Annotated in this window: 18 protein-coding genes and 2 pseudogenes; 11 read left to right on the plus strand and 9 right to left on the minus strand. The window is 51.2% G+C overall.

From position 1 onward, the window contains the following. The first annotated feature begins 449 nt into the window (after window positions 1–449). From ACOTWU_RS21465 to ACOTWU_RS21480, 4 genes are all read left to right on the plus strand, one after another. Window positions 450–1,193: a hypothetical protein gene (locus ACOTWU_RS21465; protein WP_226864505.1), complete on the plus strand. Its 744-nt coding sequence runs from the start codon at window positions 450–452 to the stop codon at window positions 1,191–1,193. Further along, complete coding sequence (locus tag ACOTWU_RS21470) at window positions 1,190–1,843, plus strand: DUF6884 domain-containing protein (protein ID WP_032635083.1); 654 nt, start codon at window positions 1,190–1,192, stop codon at window positions 1,841–1,843. Before ACOTWU_RS21465 ends, ACOTWU_RS21470 begins: the two co-directional genes overlap by 4 nt. A 165-nt stretch (window positions 1,844–2,008) precedes the next feature. After that, complete coding sequence (locus ACOTWU_RS21475; RefSeq protein WP_012477570.1) at window positions 2,009–4,030, plus strand: acyltransferase family protein; 2,022 nt, start codon at window positions 2,009–2,011, stop codon at window positions 4,028–4,030. A gap of 165 nt (window positions 4,031–4,195) precedes the next feature. Next, window positions 4,196–4,693, plus strand: a complete 498-nt coding sequence (locus ACOTWU_RS21480; RefSeq protein ID WP_022650044.1) for a thermonuclease family protein — start codon at window positions 4,196–4,198, stop codon at window positions 4,691–4,693. Here the strand turns inward: ACOTWU_RS21480 and ACOTWU_RS21485 are convergent. Then, complete coding sequence (locus ACOTWU_RS21485; protein ID WP_012477572.1) at window positions 4,660–5,331, minus strand: SOS response-associated peptidase; 672 nt, start codon at window positions 5,329–5,331, stop codon at window positions 4,660–4,662. The genes ACOTWU_RS21480 and ACOTWU_RS21485 overlap by 34 nt on opposite strands. A 156-nt stretch (window positions 5,332–5,487) precedes the next feature. Between ACOTWU_RS21485 and ACOTWU_RS21490 the strand changes: the two genes are divergently transcribed. Continuing rightward, window positions 5,488–5,817, plus strand: coding sequence for a hypothetical protein (locus ACOTWU_RS21490; RefSeq protein ID WP_012477573.1), 330 nt, complete (start codon window positions 5,488–5,490; stop codon window positions 5,815–5,817). Here the strand turns inward: ACOTWU_RS21490 and ACOTWU_RS21495 are convergent. The 3 genes from ACOTWU_RS21495 to ACOTWU_RS21505 are packed head-to-tail and all read right to left on the minus strand — an operon-like array spanning window position 5,792 to window position 7,836. Beyond that, window positions 5,792–6,595, minus strand: coding sequence for a DUF4225 domain-containing protein (locus ACOTWU_RS21495; RefSeq protein WP_022650045.1), 804 nt, complete (start codon window positions 6,593–6,595; stop codon window positions 5,792–5,794). The two genes, ACOTWU_RS21490 and ACOTWU_RS21495, sit on opposite strands and share 26 nt — an antisense overlap. Before the next feature lie 10 nt (window positions 6,596–6,605). Continuing rightward, entirely contained in the window at window positions 6,606–7,265 is a 660-nt protein-coding gene (locus ACOTWU_RS21500) for a DUF6710 family protein (RefSeq protein WP_022650046.1), read from the minus strand. Further along, window positions 7,219–7,836 (minus strand): hypothetical protein, encoded by a 618-nt coding sequence (locus ACOTWU_RS21505; protein WP_022650047.1) that lies wholly within the window; start codon window positions 7,834–7,836, stop codon window positions 7,219–7,221. The genes ACOTWU_RS21500 and ACOTWU_RS21505 overlap by 47 nt, the downstream gene beginning before the upstream one ends. Window positions 7,837–8,135: 299 nt before the next feature. Between ACOTWU_RS21505 and ACOTWU_RS21510 the strand changes: the two genes are divergently transcribed. The 4 genes and pseudogenes from ACOTWU_RS21510 to ACOTWU_RS21525 all read left to right on the plus strand — a co-directional run. Then, the gene (locus ACOTWU_RS21510; RefSeq protein WP_012477564.1) at window positions 8,136–8,726 is read left to right on the plus strand and encodes a plasmid pRiA4b ORF-3 family protein; all 591 of its coding nucleotides are present in this window, start codon (window positions 8,136–8,138) and stop codon (window positions 8,724–8,726) included. Between the two features lie 136 nt (window positions 8,727–8,862). Further along, entirely contained in the window at window positions 8,863–9,435 is a 573-nt protein-coding gene (locus ACOTWU_RS21515; RefSeq protein WP_001493762.1) for a recombinase family protein, read from the plus strand. A 36-nt stretch (window positions 9,436–9,471) separates the two neighbouring features. Beyond that, window positions 9,472–10,863 carry an ISKra4-like element ISKpn19 family transposase gene (locus tag ACOTWU_RS21520; protein ID WP_001493761.1) on the plus strand — a complete coding sequence of 464 codons (1,392 nt, stop codon included), beginning with the start codon at window positions 9,472–9,474 and terminating at the stop codon, window positions 10,861–10,863. Between the two features lie 32 nt (window positions 10,864–10,895). Next, window positions 10,896–11,324 (plus strand): annotated as a pseudogene (locus ACOTWU_RS21525) (recombinase family protein); the annotation flags it as partial. Between the two features lie 318 nt (window positions 11,325–11,642). Here ACOTWU_RS21525 and ACOTWU_RS21530 read toward each other — a convergent pair. Then, on the minus strand, window positions 11,643–12,299 hold the full coding sequence (locus ACOTWU_RS21530; RefSeq protein ID WP_001516695.1) for a quinolone resistance pentapeptide repeat protein QnrS1: 657 nt from the start codon (window positions 12,297–12,299) through the stop codon (window positions 11,643–11,645). A gap of 394 nt (window positions 12,300–12,693) precedes the next feature. Here ACOTWU_RS21530 and ACOTWU_RS21535 point away from each other — a divergent pair. Next, a pseudogene (locus ACOTWU_RS21535) lies at window positions 12,694–13,847 on the plus strand (IS3 family transposase). Between the two features lie 48 nt (window positions 13,848–13,895). On the opposite strand, the gene ACOTWU_RS21540 reads toward ACOTWU_RS21535, so the two are convergent. The 3 genes from ACOTWU_RS21540 to ampH form a co-directional block, all read right to left on the minus strand. Further along, window positions 13,896–14,753, minus strand: coding sequence for a class A beta-lactamase LAP-2 (locus ACOTWU_RS21540; RefSeq protein WP_012477595.1), 858 nt, complete (start codon window positions 14,751–14,753; stop codon window positions 13,896–13,898). A 64-nt stretch (window positions 14,754–14,817) separates the two neighbouring features. After that, window positions 14,818–16,548, minus strand: a complete 1,731-nt coding sequence (locus tag ACOTWU_RS21545; protein ID WP_032623598.1) for a penicillin-binding transpeptidase domain-containing protein — start codon at window positions 16,546–16,548, stop codon at window positions 14,818–14,820. A gap of 217 nt (window positions 16,549–16,765) precedes the next feature. Continuing rightward, complete coding sequence (gene ampH, locus ACOTWU_RS21550; protein ID WP_032635084.1) at window positions 16,766–17,926, minus strand: D-alanyl-D-alanine-carboxypeptidase/endopeptidase AmpH; 1,161 nt, start codon at window positions 17,924–17,926, stop codon at window positions 16,766–16,768. A gap of 275 nt (window positions 17,927–18,201) precedes the next feature. Between ampH and ACOTWU_RS21555 the strand changes: the two genes are divergently transcribed. Next, the gene (locus ACOTWU_RS21555) at window positions 18,202–18,594 is read left to right on the plus strand and encodes a LysR family transcriptional regulator (RefSeq protein ID WP_421625796.1); all 393 of its coding nucleotides are present in this window, start codon (window positions 18,202–18,204) and stop codon (window positions 18,592–18,594) included. On the opposite strand, the gene ACOTWU_RS21560 is transcribed toward ACOTWU_RS21555, so the two are convergent. Then, on the minus strand, window positions 18,573–18,652 hold an 80-nt coding region (locus tag ACOTWU_RS21560; RefSeq protein WP_032084584.1), incomplete at its 5' end, for a hypothetical protein. The two genes, ACOTWU_RS21555 and ACOTWU_RS21560, sit on opposite strands and share 22 nt — an antisense overlap.

The following is an 18,652-nucleotide window of genomic DNA, read 5'->3' on the forward strand; positions in this document are numbered from 1 at the left end:
CGCCGCTACAGCGGCGGGTGCTGATTGTGCTGGCCGCCCTCGGTGCGAAACGTCCGGGACCGGTGGCCACGCGGGATATTGAGCGGGTGCTGGAGCAGGGCGGGGACGCCCCGGTGTACGGGCCGAATCTCCGCGCCTCCTGCCGGCGCATGGAAGCTGCGGGCTGGCTGCGCACCCTGCGAGCCCCGAACCTGCAGCTGGCCGTCGAGCTGACGGACGCCGGCCGTGCGCTGGCCGCCCCGCTTCTCGCTGACGAACAGGCGCGCGTCCTGGCGGAGCAGCGCGCGACAACGGTCCGGGTTCTGCCCCTGATCCCGCCCGGCCAGGCAGACGAGGCTCACGACCGGCCGGTGGAGCTGGACGGCATCTGGCACCTGGCGTGCCGGGGCGACTACGTCATCCGCCTCGACGGGACCACCTGTCTCCAGCTGTGGAACACGGCCGGGCAGGTGACGCGTATGACGGGCGATCCCCTTCAGGTGGCGCAGTGGCTCCAGGCCTGCCACGGGGCGGGTATTGCGGTCCGGATGCAGATCAATGAGAGCACCACGCCGGAGGCGGGCACGCTGATCGGTACCGAGCCGGAAGACCTGACCGGCACCTGGTACCGCCAGCTGGACGTCGCGCTTCAGGCACAGGGGATCACCGGTCTGACTGAGGATATTCGCCTTGCCGTGGTGAGCCCTGAGGAAGCCCTCCGGTCGCTGCCGGCACCGGCGCGGCTGCTGCACGTTCTGCGCGAAAGCCCGGAGGCGTTCCCGCTCACGGCTGCCGGGTATGAAGAAGATTCCGGCGCCGCTCTGGACACCCTGCTGGCCAGGGCCGGATTCACGTCGGGACAGGCACAGGAGCTGCGGCTGCACCGCATCCGCTGGGCTCAGATGAGTCAGGAAGACGCTGACCGGCGCGAACTGAACAGCCTGCTGGATGAGCTGGAACGGCGACAGCTGTACTGCAACCGCGAACAACTGACGGAGATTGTGTTTTCGCCGGTCCGTAAACCCGGCGAGCGCTGGACTGACCGTCTGCAGTGGCTCCTGATGACGGACGGATTCGGGTTCCGGAGTCCGCTCTCCCGTGACGCAGGCTCCAGGGCGCTGACGATCCTGGCCGGTTACACGGGGCAGGAGGTGGCGGACCATCTGGCCACGGTTATCGTCTGGAACGATGACAGCGCGGGGATGCCGTCATGAGCACAGGCAACGTCAATCTCATCGTCACCTGCACGCGCCGCAAAACCATAACAGCCGGTCAAACCGTCTTTCCATATGAACACGACGCCGGAAATGCTTATGAAGTCTGGCTGGAAAGGCTGGCCAGGGCGCGGAACGACGGCGCTGCCATAACAGCAGGTGAACTGTATACGGGCCAGCACTGGAGCAGGGCTGCTGCGGCTGCAAAACGTACCGGCGCAGAGCTGTGGGTGATTTCAGCGGGTCTGGGGCTGCTGCACGTATCAGACCCGGTGGTCCCTTATGAGGCAACGTTCTCCTCGATGCCGTTTAGTCACAGCAGACTATGGGAAAGCCTGACAGCTTGCCCGCCTGCTGAACGACGGTATGCTTCCCTGAGGACGCTGATGCAGTCGAGGCCTGACGATCGGTTTGTGGTGGCCGCCTCTCCGGTGTACCTGCGTGCCGTCGATTCAGATCTGTATGCAGGAAGGGAGGCGCTCTGTACCCCGGAACAGCTTGTTGTGGTGACGTCAAAAGGTTACCAGGGAATCCTGAAGGGCAGCGTCATTTATACCAGTGCAGACATGATAAATGCGCTCAACACGAATATGACTGGCCTCAATATCAGCTATGCCACTCAGTTACTTGTTAACGACGTATGTAAATAAGCATCCAGGCAAGACGTAAGACAAACACTCACGACTTATTTTTGGTATACGTAGCTGAGAAACGATATCATAAGATATCAGGGAAATATTGCGTGCTCTGCTTCCCGATAGACTGACCACAATCTTAATAACCATAAATATGTAAATGTAAGGTGCCATTATAAAATGGATTTAGTTTTAGATAATCATACTAAAAGCTATGCAGTACAAAATTACCGGCAAGACATAGACGGTCTCCGCGCTGCCGCTGTCCTGCTTGTTATATTATTCCATGCAGGATTATCGTACTTCCCTTCGGGCTTTATTGGTGTTGATATATTTTTCACCATATCAGGATTCCTGATTACCGGAAAAGTCATCAGTGAAATTGAAAGAGGAACATTCTCACTAACTAATTTTATAAAAGGCAGATTATGGCGATTGCAGCCTGCACTGCTGGTGACAATTCTCGGCGCCATCATTGTAGCGACATACTGCTACATTCCTGACGATTACACCGCATTCGCAAAAAGTGCCAAATACACCACTCTTTTCTTATCAAACCAGTATTTTGATAAGCTTAGTGCAGCATACGCATCTCCTGACTCTGATTACTTCCTGCTTTTGCATACATGGTCTTTAGCAATTGAATGGCAGTGGTATTTTTTCTTTGCGCTTTTCGCGACCATTTTGACACTGCTTGTCAGTAAATTTAAAAGAAAATTTGCGTATAAACCGTTCCTTTATGGCTGGTTGTTACTTACCTTAACTGCAACAATAATTGTTATTCTTATCAGCCTGTACTCGTCCAGTCAGCATTACTACTCATTAAATATGCGCGCTTTTGAGTTTCTGATTGGTGGAAGCGTAGCTTTATTAAAGGACAGAATTCAGATAACCAACAGATGGATAACTAATCCTCTGGCAGTAGTAGCTATCGCTGTACTTATCTGTACTTCAGGTTTAAGCATACCAGTTGAGGCATATCCAAATAGCTGGACACTGCTTGTTTGCCTTGCCTCAGCAATATTACTGATAAACCAGAACACATTCGTAAATCGAACTTTACAATTAGCACCGATAAACTACACAGGTAAAATTTCTTATTCTCTGTACCTCTGGCACTGGCCCATATTTGCAGCGTTCAATTATCTTGAGATCACTCTGTCCGGCAAGACACTGTGCATTGCGCTGGTGATAACTGCAGGACTGGCAGTGCTTACCTATCACGGTATTGAAGAGCGCTTCCGCCGGGTTAAGCTGTCATTTGCAAAGAGTATGATCCTGCTTGTATTGCTCCCCCTTACGGTCTGCACGGGCCTTTACACATTAACCGTGAAAACGAATGGTTTGCCACAGCGCTTCAGCGATGAATACAATCACTCGTTACAGCTGTTGAATTCCGCTTCCGAGAATGCCGCATCGAGGGATGGCTGCCTTAGTGGAAGCCAGGACCTTACGGACTGTCAGTTCGGCGACCATGAAGGTTCGAAGAAAGCCTTTCTGATTGGCGATTCAAATGCTAACCATTTCTGGGGTTTTTATGATGTCTTGGCTAAGAATGCTGGCATAAAAATGTACTCCCTCACCACGTCTTCGTGCCTGGCATTACCGGGAATTTATCAGTATGACTGGTGGAAATATAAAGGCGTCAAATATGAAGAATGTCATGATAACGCTGAGAAATATTATGATAATATAAAATCAAATCACTATGACTATGTTATTTTAGGGCATGTGTGGTCAAATTATTTTTCTGCCCAGTTAATCACTAAAGATGAGGATGAGCGAAGTGAGGCACTCTCAGCCAGTCGATACGAAATGGCGTTACGTACAGCCATACGTACTATCATAGATTCTGGTTCAAAGCCAATAATCATGTTCACCATTGCGAACATGCCACGCAACTATCAAAACTGTATAAATCAGCATGTTATTCATCGACGCCCATTTGACATCAATGAATGTGATATGCAAAACCCGGCAAATACCAACGGGGAAAAAGTCACGCAACTGATGAGTAAAATGAAGGCTGAGTTCCCAACGCTGACCTTTATTGATCCTAAATCAATACAGTGCATTAGTGGTAAATGCATTACAAATATTGATGGCGTAACTGTCTATCGTGACGTGGGACATCTTACCGACTATGCTTCCTATAAATTCGGTCAGCTGTACCTAAATGAATTTGGTAATCCATTAAAGTGAATATGGTGTACTTATAATATCTGATGGTAACTTAAAGGGCACATTGTGCCCTTTTTAACGCACCAGTCCTTCTCTATAAGACACATCCACTATTCACGTCATCGAGATATACTTTGCCGTCTCAAAATGAGACACTCAATATATAAAAAAACCAGAGATATAGACATGTTTCGGACACTGTACATAATTAGTTTGCTCATCGTGACTTATCCGGTAAGTGCGGATATTAACGGCAGGATTGTTCGTGTGCTCGACGGGGATACCGTTGAGATTCTTGGTGAGGGGAACCAGCTGAAGCGTGTTCGTCTTGCCGGTATCGATGCGCCTGAAAAGAACCAACCCTTTGGCCAGCGTTCCAGACAGGAACTCTCATCGATGGTGACACAGCGCATCGTTACCGTCACTGGCGAGGATGAGGATCGTTACGGCCGGCTGCTTGGCACGGTGTGGCTTGGCGCGAAGGATGTGAATGCCGAACAGATCCGTAAGGGACTGGCCTGGGCATATCGGTATCACGGAAAACCTGTCCGGAGCGACTACGCAACACTGGAAGACGAAGCCCGTCGTCAGGCTACAGGTCTCTGGTCAGTCCCTGGACAGACAGAACCCTGGCGCTGGCGAAGCAAGCATCACGAGAGAGGTTCAATTAGCGACGCCCCCTGATTCCGCACGTTGCCGACCGCAGGGGAAACTGGATGCCAGGTGAATGCCTCAGCAGGCACCGCCCCCTGTTTGGCCGTCCTGCCCGCCTCGTCACCACTGAGACTTTCGCGTAGCCATTCGCGCGCGGCATCCGGCGTCAGCACCAGAGGACGACGATCGTGGATATCGATAAGCCCCTTGTCCGCTGCTGCCGTGACAATAACAAAGCCTTCCCCGTCATCCCTCAGACCAAACGGTCGTGCGCCAATGGCAGCCATGAATACGGGCTGACCGTCCCTGCGGTAAATGAAATACGGCTGTTTTTTGTTCCTCTGACGTACCCATTCATACCACCCGTCAGCAAACACAACGGCGCGGCAGCGTTCCCACAGCGGACGAAACATACGTCCCTCAGCTGCGGTTTCAACACGGGCATTAATCAGGGGCGCTTTGTGCCACCACTCTGGGGAATACCCCCACAGAACAGGTTCGAGCTGCAGCTGATCATTGCTTTCACTGAGCAACAGTACCCGGGTCCCCGGCGCCACGTTGTAGCGTCCGATAGGCTCCGGTACTGCAGAAAACCCGGCATCAACCTCACCGGCCAGATAAGCCAGGTATTCAGCGCGGGTCTGTGACTGAGAAAAACGTCCACACATAAGCGTTTCCTGCCGTTAAAGGGTAAGTATAGGAAAAATGGGAAGCATGGATTGTTTAACGGCAACGGCACAACGATCCGGACAGGGAAGGCAAAAGCAGGAAGGAACGGGACGTCTAAATAGTGTATTCTTTTTATCAGGTTAAAGGAGACGTGAATGACAGAGAACAACCAGGAACTTATCGCGGCAGGATTTACCAGTAAGGAAATAGCGAGAATCAAACGTCACCAGGCGACGGGGGACTCGCTGGAAAAGGTGCTGAAGGATCTGGCCGGCTATTTCCTGTCGGTAGCCTGGATCTCCGGCGGGATGGTCATCATCACCCTGCTCACCGCGATTTTTGGCAGCGCCAGCCATGTTATCTCCTGCGTGGTTGCCGTCGTCTTTCTGCTGATTGTGTTGCTTCTGGTGATGCCGGTCAGACTTGGCTATAAATCATGGAAGCTGATGAGATCACATATCAGCGACTCCGGTCATCACGGGTAAGGAGTTCCAGTACCACCTTTGCACTGACCCCCCATCCCAGAACCTTCATCGTCAGTTTGCCCGGAGACATGGTTTCCACCTTGCGGTAATAGTCTCCGGGAAGATAACGGAAAAGACGCCAGGCCTCAGCTTTCCCGGTCAGACCAAACACACCATAAACGCTGGCTGCAAGCGTGGTTGCATTAAAAATCCCCAGCCCGACATCGCGGCTGAAACCCATAAACTCCGCTACGGACATGGCGCCGTCCGCCAGGATCCCCTCTGAAGCAGGTTCATTCAGGAGCTGACGGGCTGCTTCCCGTGATACCGTATTAAGGGCATCACCGACCAGAACGGCACCGGCAAGCATTCCAGCTGGTGTCATGGTGGCGATCATAACACCGCCAAACACAGCCTGTACGCCGGCCAGAACGACCTTAATGCCGGATATGAAGTATCCGACAATTTTATTCTGCTCTGTTACGTACTGTATTTCAGCGTAGATCCGGGCATAACCGGTTTTCAGCATACGCGACTGTTCAAGTAGAAACTCATTTTCAGCCCTGAGGTTCTTCAGGCAGGAAATGCACTCTTCATCATTTCTTGCTCTCCTTGCCGCGTCAAACTGTTGCATGACAACCTGTCTGATTTCATCCACAAATTTCAGACGGGTCAGTGAATCACTGAGGTGCATGGCCGCGACGGTATTTGCGGTATTAACAAGCTTTCGGGCTTCCAGATTGATCATTGTATCAGCCCACTGGCGCCGGCTCTGACCGGGAAAAAGCGCGATATCCATTACATATTCCTTATCTGTCGTCAGGACGAGAAGTCATTAGCCTGCCTGCCTCAAATATTGCAGCTGCACGCCAGGACTTCACGTCTTCAGTTTTCTTACCGTCAACATACCAGTAGAGCCCGTCGGTACTTATTCGCTCAAAAAGAAAAGACATATCCCACACGTGTTCAGGGATTAACGTTCCTTCACCCGCCAGAATACCGGCCGTGATGGAGTGATTACCTCCCCGAACAAAACCAATGCGCCAGGGCAGCCAGAGTTCAACATAATGGTTAGTACGATCCTGCTGCCATACTCTTCCTTTTGCCGTACCAATCCGGGACACATTATCGATATAACGGGAAAGACTCCACGGCCAGGGAAGAACCATATCGGAGGCCAGAGAAAGCGGGTAATCTTCTGGATTAACTTCTCCCGCCTTCATACTGCTATAGTCCTGAACCTCTGTGATGGCATTAAAGAAAAATTCCCCGGGTGTCAAATCCGGACGGGCATCGGTTCCTTCTTCTGCCACCGCGAGCAGGAAATCACTCTGCAAAGGGCGGACCATAGCGCGAATTAAATCCGGCAAAGCCTGGACCGGCAGAGAAGACGCAACCGACAGCAGATGTTCAAAATTATTCTTAGCCGTGGTGAGCCTGCTGTACTTTCTGTTCCCTTTCCAGAACACAATTCTTCTCCCGGTATTCACTCAGCCAGCTATGCCAGTCGTCAGATCCGTACTCGATTTTGTCAATAATAGCCACTGCACTGGTATCAAATATCACGGTAGTTGTACCGTGAAGATAGCTGTCCGTAAATATACCTTCCCAGTCATAAACGCCCTGGATACCACAATTCAGGTAAAGGCGGATCATTTCATCTGAATCTACATGCCTGTCACCCACATAAAGCATACTCCCTTTGTAAGTGCTGTATTGAGGCTCGCGCAGGGCATGCCAGTCCCAGCCTTTACTGAGTTGGCTACTGATGCTGACTGGAAGTCCATCTCTCAGACGTGCCGCGATATCGGGCTGCTCTGCGAGCGGCAACCGGTGATTAGCGATAATCGCCCCGGTGTTCAGTTCACACCGGCAAACCAGTGGCAGTCCGGGATTTCTGTTTTTGAATAACGCATGATTGCTGGCTCCTTTAAAATTATCCGTAAACCAGCAGGCAGCGATGTTTCCGGACTCACCAGTTCCTTTGTATGCCACATCAAACTTATCAAAACGCTGTCTGGTTCCGTGAAAAAGCTGCATTGCCGGCACCTTCAGTCAGACCTTATTGAGTAGGAGGATCACATTGTTCTTAAATGTAGGAGCAGTATGCCGCCTGGCTACATGGAGGCGCCAGCGAATGTTAACTATTAAAATGAAGGCCAGTGGCGCCGTCGCCCGGCAAAGCCGGTAACGCAGCTACCAGATTCTGGTGTGAAAATGCCGAGCAGCGCGCAGGCATTCAATAAGGAGAGCATGAAAAACCTCGGGGCAGCCATCGAATGATGCCATCTACAGGGGTTAAAATAACCACCATCATTTCATAACAATACCTGCTGACTATGAAGATCTACGTCATCAAAATAGCAGTTCATGGAGTCAGTCCGATGGTCTGGCGTCGGCTGAGAATTGCTGCCGACACGTCACTGGCCGCGCTTCACTTCATTTTCCAGATAGTGCAGGGCTGGGGGGACGACCATCTCCATCAATTTCACATTTATGGCAAAGATTACGGTATCTCCTACGAAGGAGGCATCGGTTTTGTCGATAATCCGTTCCGGGTCGTGATTGATGATTTTGCTTTTGATGCTGGCGATCGCTTTACCTATGAATACAATTTCTTTGAGCACTGGCTTCATGACATTCGTGTTGAGGCCATTTATGAAAACTCTACGCTGAAAGCGCCGTTTTGTATAAGCGGCCATGGTATGCCCGGAGCCACAGCTGCGGATGAGTTCGATAAAACCCTGGCGTTTCTTGAAGCTATCGTTAATGCGGATGATGAAACAACGGTCGGCGAGATCCGCCCTTTTGCTGACGACCTGGATGCTGTCAGGTTCAACCGCCACAAAATCAACCGGCAACTGAGCAGGCTCGACCTTGCATCTCCGGTACTGGAGCCTGAAGTTATCTGGCTGGGCCGTCGTCGCTGACTGATGTCTATAAAGGTATACGTTTTCAGCATGCCTCTCAGATCCCCGAAAAAATGTCTATAAACCTCCCTAAATCAGTGTTTATGGATTATTCTTTAAATCTCTATGATGTTTAAAGACCTTCCGGAGGTTTTGCGTGCAATATGCCTACATCAGGGTAAGCTCGGCCGATCAGAATACGGCCCGTCAGGAAGAGGCATTGTCAAAGGCGGGTTTTCAGCCTGATAAAATTTGTGTTGAGCATGCCAGCGCGAAGGACACAAACCGCCCGGGGTTACAGGAACTCCTGGGGCAATTACGCCCTGGTGATACGCTTCTGGTTCATTCCATCGATCGCCTTTGCCGGAATATGTCGGATATGTGCGCTGTCACCACCCGGCTTCGTGACCAGGGCGTTACCCTTATTTTTCTGAAAGAGCAGCTGACGTTCAGCGCCGGCACAAACAATCCGATGCAGGAACTGCAGCTGCACATGATGTCGGCATTCAGCCAGTTTGAACGAGCCTTACTGAAGGAAAGGCAGGCCGACGGCATCGCCGCGAAAAAAGCACGGGGTGAAAAAACAGGGCGCCCCGGCGCCGATATCAAAAAGATCCAGGAAATTGACGCACTCAGAAGCAGAGGGGTCAGGCTCAGGATCGCCTGCGACCATGCGGGCCTTGGCGTTTCCACATATTATAAGCTTCGTCACCAGATGAACAACCAGTAGCCGGGAGATAGTCATCCACCACAGCAGGAGGCAATGATGCAACTGACGCTCCAGATAGTCATCACCGATGAATCAGGCTCCAGTCGAACGGAGGAACTGATGACAATCCAGAAATCAGGGGAGACCCGGAACGACATCGGATTATCGGTGTCAGAATCCAAGCTGTTGCTGAATACGGTCCAGCAGTCGGTGGTCCAGCTGCAGGCAGACGAATATACTCAACACCATATCCGGTGCCCTCACTGCCTTGCTGCGCGCAGAATCAAAGGCAAACAGAAAATACGGTACCGGACGCTGTTTGGCGTTATTCCGGTATCCGGGCTTCGGGTGTACCGGTGCCGTTGTGAAGAGAGTGATACAAAGACAGTCAGTTTGCTCAGCGACTGGGCCGGCGATTATTCTCACCCGGCACTGAAATATATTGAAACCCGCTGGGCCTCGATGATCTCCTATGAAATGACGACTCGTCTGCTGAAAGATATTCTGCCGGTGGGCCACAGCCTGAATGCCTCAACGGTGAGGAATCATTTATGCCAGGTGGCGCAGCGTCTTGACGCTGAGGCTGAAGCTCATTCAGGTTTTCTTTCCGGCTGCCCCCGCGACTGGGGGAACCTGCCCAGGCCAGGAAAACCGCTTGTGGTGGGTATAGATGGTGGTTATGTTCGCGATCGGGATGACAAAAAGCGTAATTTTGAAATTATTGCCGGGAAGTCTTTTTCCGTTGGTGCGCCTGCTGACACCCGCCGCTTCGGTTTTGTTCAGAAGGATGACTGTCATCCGGAACGCAGGCTCATGACCCACCTTTCAGCGCAGGGAATGCAGGCCAACCAGCAGATATTTTTTCTGTCCGACGGCGCGGATAATCTCAGGGACCTCCAGTTCGGTATGTACCCTGAGTCAACGCATGTGCTGGACTGGTTTCATATCACCATGAGGCTGAAGGTGCTCATGCAATATGCCCGGGGACTGCTGGTATCAGATCCAGAGGCGGGGAGTAAAGTTCTGGCACTGCTGGAAAGCATTAAACGATATCTCTGGCATGGCAATGTTGTCGCTGCGCTGGAACATATTGATAATTGCGTTATGTATTGCGATGACCCTGAACTCAGCTATCCTAGCCTGAAATCCCTGCAAAAACATCTGGATGAAATGTATACCTACATCCGGAATAATAAGATGATGATCCCAAACTACGGCGAAATGCGTCGGTACGGAGAGCCGGTATCAACCGCGTTTGTGGAATCCACGATCAATGAAGTGATCGCCAGACGAATGGCCAAAAAGCAGCAGATGCAGTGGAGCAGAAAAGGGGCTCATTATTTGTTACAGACCCGGACCGCCGTTTTGAATAACGAACTGCAGGATAAATTTGTCTGCTGGTATCCGGGTTTTCAAAGTGACGGGAAGGGACCAGCGATGGCAGCATAGCTCACGCTGCCCCAATATTTTTTATGCTCTCGGTCGTATGGAAGCTGGACCGCCTCGGTCGTGATCTTCGTCATCTCATTAATACAGTGCACGACCTGACCGCGAGGGGGACCGGTCTGAAAGTGCTGACCGGTCACGGGGCGACTATCGACACAACAACGGCCGCTGGCAAGCTTGTCTTCGGTATCTTTGCCGCACTGGCGGAGTTTGAGCGCGAACTGATTGCTGAAAGAACGACTGCAGGTCTGGCATCAGCAAGAGCCCGTGGGCGGAACGGCGGCCGACCTTATAAAATGACGCCAGTCAAACTGCGACTGGCAATGGCATCAATGGGACAATCAGAAACAAAGGTCAGTACGCTATGCCAGGAACTTGGGATAACCCGGCAAACTTTGTACAGGCATATTTCCCCTGTTGGTCAACTGCGGGCGGACGGGATCAAGCTGCTCAACCGTGGATAATTTGAACGGACGGAAAAATCTGGGGTTCCGGCGTAGTACCCCTATCACCTCCACATTTTTGCAACAGTGCCTTATAAATGGCAGCCTTATGTTTACTTGCCAAGATGGGCTACCATATGATGTTTTATACTGAGCAATATTAATATTATCTTTAATGGAAAAATTAAGCCCACTAAGTGACCCACTGCTATATGGCTCTATTGTGAAGACGCCTGAGGGTAAAAATTTATACATGGTTGTCCCTATGTCTATTATTGCAAGGTTGACAATATTATTCGTTTTATAAATTTGAGCGTTTAAAATCACACATCAAAGCAATTAGTCAGGATAAACAACAATACCCAGTGCTTCGAGAATCAGTTCTTGCTGCCAGGCTGCAATTTTGATACCTGATGTATCGACTTTGCGGGGATCTAAACCGTCGAGTTCGGCGTGGCATAAATTGGCACCCTGTAGGCTAAATTGCCCCCAGACATCTTCGGAAAAAACACCTCGACTTAAGTCTGACTCTTTCAGTGATGCACCCGCTAGGTTCGTTCCTATCCAGCGATTTTCAAACAACTCACATTTTTCTAAACAAACCCTCTCCATATTGGCATAGGAAAGATTACATCCAGAAATAAATGCTGAGCAAAAGTACATACGATTACTCACTTGATGGGCAAAGTTTGTTCGGGAAAAGTTGGCACCTTTTAAATCACACGCACGGAACTCTATACCGTAGCAATTGGCATTACTGAAGTTTGCCATCGCAAGTTGGCATTGTTGGAAACTTGCATCACGAAGATCTGCGACATCAAAGTGGCAGCCTTCGATATCACCCTGTTCAATGAACTTGCAGTTGACGAATGTCGTATCACGCAAGTTAGCACGTCGAAAGTCGCTGCGAATGAATGTGCAAGCGGTGAAGGTGAGATCACTTAAGTCTTTATGTGAAAAGTTGTGGTGCCGATATGTATGATTGTAGGTTTCCATGAGTACTCCTTGTTGAAAGGAGGGCTAGACTACCATTATACATATGCCAAGACATTAAAATAAAAGCCTGTTACATCAACACATTACAACCCCTCAATTTACCTGTTTTAAGTGGTCAAATTGGCGCGTAGAGCGCCTATCGCTCTTGCATTGGCACGCGGCCCTGTTGAAAAAAGTTATTCGCTTTAGATAGGGTTAGGAGAGCCGTGCTTCGCCGGTAAAAAATCGGACTATCCGACGCAGGGCGGACTCATCGGCGGAGAAGCAAACTTTGACTATATCTCCCTACACTTGGAAGAGGGCTAGACTGGCCCCATAGATCACCAGACACTTCGACTCTCTTAAAATAAGAGGTAGTCTTGGAACTATGTTTAATACCAGTCAGAACGATAAGATGGTTGAAGTGTTATCAGGACCTGAGCGGCGTCGGCGTCGTACACCGCAGGAAAAAATTGCCATTATTCAGCAGACTATGGAGCCCGGTATGACCGTGTCTCATGTCGCGCGCCTGCATGGCATCAATGCAAACCAGATATTCAAATGGCGCAAGCAATATTAAGACGGTTCACTGACGGCTGTTGCATCGGGCGAGGAAGTGGTGCCGGCCTCCGAACTCGCTGCCGCCAATAAGCAAATTCGCGAACTCCAGCGCCTTCTGGGCAAAAAGACGATGGAAGCCGAGATACTCAAAGAGGCCGTGGAGTTCGGCCGGGCAAAAAAATGGATTGCGCATGCGCCCTCGTTGCCTGGGAACGACGAATAAGCGACGTTTGCAGAAGTCTTGGCGTGTCGCGTGCGCAGTTGAGCATTCGGGTTCACCGGCCATCTGACTGACAGGATCGCAGACGGCAGCCCCGTTCTGACGATACCACCGTATTGTCCCGGATAAACATGGCGGTGGCTGACCTGCCGACGTATGGTTATCGCCGTGTGTGGGCGCTGCTGCGACGGGAGTCGGAGCGGGACGGCCTGCCTGTGGTTAATGCAAAGCGGGTGTATCGCATTATGAGAACGCATAATCTGCTTCTTGAACGTAAACCCGCTGATCCTTGCCGTAAGCGGGCCCATAAGGGGCGCGTAGCAGTAGCGGAAAGTAACCGGCGCTGGTGCTCAGATGGCTTTGAGTTCCGCTGTGATAATGGCGAAAAGCTGCGGGTGACCTTCGCGCAGGACTGCTGCGACAGGGAGATCATTGACTGGGCAGCGAGCACCGGAGGCTATGACAAAGAAACGGTGCAGGATGTCATGCTGGGTGCGGTGGAAAAACGCTTCGGAAGGCAGTTGCCAACAGTGCCGGCGTTCGCCCGGTTGCTGGGACTGGAGCCTTGTACGACAGCAGTGCGAAGCCCGGAAAGCAATGGCATAGCAGAAAGCTTCGTGATGACGATAAAACGGGACTACATCAGCATCATGCCGAAACCGGACAGCGAGGCAGCGGTGATGAATCTGGCGGTGGCGTTCAGTCATTACAACGAACATCATCCGCATAGTGCACTGGGATATCGCTCACCACGGGAATATATACGCAGGAAGTTATCGCAACCGTAAGAGAGCAAAAACGTCTGGATATATAGGGTCAAATCCACTGTAAATATATTACCAGTTCTTAATTACTGAATCTCCGATCCCTGCAATATGCTCGTTGAGTTCATTCATAGATGAATGAGTATTTGTAATATACAGGACTACTATACGAGATGGCTTGCCTCCGGGGCCCAACAGTGCAACGATGCCCCGAGATCCGTGATCACCTGCTCCTGTTTTATCCGCTATCATCCAGCCAGCTGGCAGTACAGAGCGGAACAGAGGCCCGCCGACTTTATCTTCCTGCATCCAGCTTATTAATTTTTTTCGAGATTTTTCTGTAAGTACACTTTCGTTTAACAATTTTTGTAGCGTTTGAGCCATCGCTGCCGGAGTGGTGGTATCACGCTCATCGCCAGGCTTCGCCTCATTAAGGCTGGGTTCGTGTCGATCAAGCCTTGTATAACTATCACCAGTGCTACGCAGAAAATGAGTTAATCCCTCCGGCCCGCCAATAGTTGATAGCAATAAATTTGCAGCAGTGTTATCACTGGTGGTAATGGCAGCATTGCATAACTCAGAAACCGTCATTCCATCTGCAATGTGCTGACTGGTTAGTGGAGAATAGTCGTCCAGGTCATGCTTATTATAGGTAATTCGGCGTTCAAGTTGTTCAAGCCCTTTATCAACACGTACTAATATTGCTCCACATAACAAAACTTTGAATGTGCTCATCATAGGAAAACGTTCTTCACGGCGATGACTACTCAGAACCTTCCCGGATAAAAAGTCTATTTCAGTAAAACCAACCCGACCTTTGATATGGTCTTCTGTGCTTTGTATTGTATCAGTAACATTGACTGGTGTAGATAATGCTGGAGTACACATTCCAGCCAGTAAAGAGATTATAATAAGGCGGATCTTTTTCATATTAATATCCTTTTTAAAATTAAGTTAAGTAATAATAGATAAATAATGAGTAAACAGGCTCTGTTCAGCCGGACTGTCGGTGTACCACCGGAGCACGTAAAGCATCCGGTGCAATCTTCAGCCGGGTAAGCACCGGACCGATAATCTGGCCGAAGACAGGCGCCGCCACTGAGCCACCAAAATGCTGTCCCGCTTTGGGATTGTTAATAACCACAACCAGTGCCACTTCAGGACGGCTCGCCGGCGCGACGCCTGCCGTATAGGTAATATGCCCCCCGTCATATTTTCCACCGGCACCTAACTTCTCTGCGGTTCCGGTTTTTATTGCCAGACGGTAGCCCGGTACAGCTGCCCTTACGCCACTTCCGCCGGGTAACACATCACTTTCCATCATTCTGATTACAGCATCGGCAAGCTTCGGGTCCGCCACCTGCTCACCGTACACCGGCGCGGATAACCGTGTAACGGATAACGGATGATAAACGCCACAGGCCCCGAGAGTGGCATAGGCTCTGGCTAACTGGAGCGGGGTTACCCGGAGGCCGTAGCCAAAAGCGAAGGTGGCGCGCTCAATATCAGCCCATCGATGGCGACTGAACGGAAAGTAACCAGTACTTTCACCGGGAAGGCCCAGCCCTGTCGGTTTTCCCAGCCCGAAGGATGAATACGTTTTTACCAGCGCATCCGAAGGCATCGCCAGGGCAATATGTGAAACTCCGGTATCACTGGATTTCTGAAGTATGCCGGTCGGCGTCAGCGCCGGCCAGTATCCCACGTCCCGGATAAGATGGCCGTCAACCCTGAACGGCCTTGTGTCAAGAAGCGTGCTGCTGCTGATAATATGGCGGCGCAGGCCTTCAAGAATGACGAAGGGTTTAACCGTTGAACCCGGCTCAAAGCTGTCATTAATCGCCACGTTACGCATTTCAGCGGAAGTGGCACCGGAAAAACGGTTGGGATTAAACGACGGATAGGATGCCATAGCCAGAATTTCGCCGGTGTTTACGCTGACAAGCACCGCAGCGCCTGACTGGGCGTGATGTTGCTCGACCCCCTCCCTTAACCGGCTGTAAACAATATACTGAAGCACACTGTCAATACTCAGCCTGATCGCCGGTGCAGTTTCCGGAGCGTCATACTGGATCACGCTGATGACGCCCCCCCTGGCGTTTTTGCGTATTTTTTTCACCCCGAAGTCCTTTCTCAGAACGGTGTTAAAGCTCTGCTCAATACCACTCAGCCCTCTATTTTCGGCACCGGTCACACCAATGAGCGAGGCTGATGCCTCACCCAGCGGATAGTAGCGATTTTCATTGTATTTCTGACTTATGCCCGGCAGATGCAGCTGTGACACGGCCCTGGACAATGACAGGGGCGACTTTTTCTTCAGAAACAGGAATTCCTTGTCCGAATTATCTTGAATAGTTCTGCGAAGTTCCTCAGGCGTGATATCCAGCAAGTCGGCCAGAAAAGCCCATCTGGCTTCCGCGAAGTCCGGATGAGCGGCAGCGATGCGTTTTGGATCAGCAATGATGTCACGTGCCGGCACGCTCATGGCGAGAACAACGCCGTAACGATCGGTCAGGGTTCCGCGCTGTGCTGGCAGTGCAAGTGTCCGTACGGATCGACGGTCAGCCGCATTTTCCAGGACAGCGTGGTCAAAAAGCTGAAGTCCGGTGAGCCTGGCAACCAGCACGATAAAGATTAATGCGATACCGGCAAGAAGAATATTATATCTGACGTTGCTGAATCCCTTCTCAGGTGATGACGGGCGAATACTTTGTTTATTTTTCATCGCGGAGTTTTTTATCATTTTCGCTGGAGTCTGCTCCCCTTGCAGCAGGCTGCCTTACAGAGCCTCATGCTGCAGGGGAGCAGAAAAAATCGACGCCAGAAGCGGTATATTCAGTGCAGGTGTAATTCTGCGTGGAACCGGGTTCTGGCGAAAACCGGCCATATTTCCGCTCACAGCGCCCGGTCTTTTGCTGAGTCAGATGCTGCCAGCCGACCCGTTATGAAGCCGGACTGACGCGTTCCCCGTGAGCTGCTTTTAACAGGAGCGGGATAAGGCTGTTCGTTTCACGCGTTAAGGTTGAGAACATATCCAGATCCACTTTTGTCACAGAGACAAAGATCCCCGTTTTCTCGCCGGGCACCAGAACCATATAACTCATAAAACCGCCGCCGCCGCCGGTTTTTTGGATCATTACCGGGGAGTCAACCGAAGGCCGGATAAAGACCCAGCCCATTCCCAGCCCCTGCGCTTTCCCGGCTAAATCCAGACCCGTAATGGATTTAAGTTGCTGTCTCTGTACATACATGGCCTGCTGAACGGCCCTGAGCGCTGGCTTATCAGAATGACGGATATTCAACAGATGCTGCATCCAGCTCGCCATGTCCCTTGCGGTGGAATACATCCCGCCGTTGCCGGCGGCTGCCGTCGTGTCCGTGCAGGGACCGGCAGGATCGATGCCAGAGCCTTCCATGAGCCGCTGACACTGAGCCCCGTCAGGCTGGGTGGTGGTGTCTTTCATACCCAGCGGGCCCGTCACATTTTCCCGCATAAGCTGCAGGTAGGGTTTTTTACCGGCAGCTTCCATAGCATCGGCCAGCAGATCGTATCCGACATTAGAGTACTGCGCCTGTTCCCACGGCGCGGTCAGGGTCGGCTTCTGATTCAGCCAGCGCCAGCGGGCAGGCCTGTCCGGCCAAGTGAACGGAGCTGCGCCGGCAGGAGCCTGGCCCGGGATAAGCCGCGGCAGCCCGCTGGTATGTGTGGCAAGCGAAAGCAGGGTAACGGGATTTCCATGGCTCACCTCAGGGACCGTCATCCCCGGGGGAGCATATTTCTGAAGCGGGTCGGTCAGCCCGAGCGCTCCCTTATCGGCAAGCTTAACCAGCAGCTCTGAGGCCAGAATTTTTGACATAGAGCCGACCCTAAGCAGCGAGTCGGGCGTAGGGCTGGTATGGTTGCCTTTAGCCGTTTCACCATAGGCGTGATACGTCACCTGACCATTCTGAATAATGGCCATGACCATAGCCGGAGGATTAGTGTCATGAAATATCTGTGCAGACTTCTCAGCAATTTGCTGCTCGGTGGTCAGCTGGCCAGCATTGACATAACTGGCGGCCAGCAGAGTGGCCACGGCCAGAAACAGTGATTTTCTCTTCATCCGGAATTACCTTAAAGATGTTTTTTAGCGAGCTGAGTACCGAAAGACTATTGAATGCTTTTGGATGTATTCAAAATGTTGTTTCGCAGGCAAACGCGAATGATACTCAGACAGAAATAAAAAGTTAAAATACGGTTTAATTAATATTCAGTGGCGCAATAAATTAATAACAAATATGGCTCACCGGTCAGGTGAGCGGGATTATGTTGATAATCCGGAATGCTGGCAAACAATAAGAATTTGTATTAATTTAAAGAAAATCTAAAGGATGTGCTATGCGAAAAAACCCTCCCCTGAAAGCCCTCAAATCTTTTGAAGCTGCCGCCAGGCACCTCAGCTTTACCCGGGCCGCGAAAGAGCTGTTCGTTACCCCAGCCGCCGTCAGCCAGCAAATAAGAATTCTTGAGGAGCGTCTGGGTATCACGCTTTTCAGACGACAGTCCCGCAGCCTGGAGCTCACAGAGGAAGCCGCGATCCTCTATGACGGACTGCACGAAGCGTTCCGGACTATAGAAAATATTTATCATCAGTTTGAAGGCGGGGAATATAAGGAAGTCCTGACGCTGGGCTGTGTAGGCACGTTTGCCCTTGGCTGGCTTGAGGCCAGGCTGGGGCGTTTCCAGACGCTTCACCCTGAGAGATCCCCTCATAATTTCCCCAAAGCGTAACCATGTGTGAATAAATTTTGAGCTAGTAGGGTTGCAGCCACGAGTAAGTCTTCCCTTG

Origin of the sequence: Enterobacter cloacae complex sp. GYL001 (assembly GCF_049237125.1) — a bacterium.
In the GTDB taxonomy this organism is placed as follows: Bacteria; Pseudomonadota; Gammaproteobacteria; order Enterobacterales; family Enterobacteriaceae; genus Enterobacter; species Enterobacter hormaechei_C.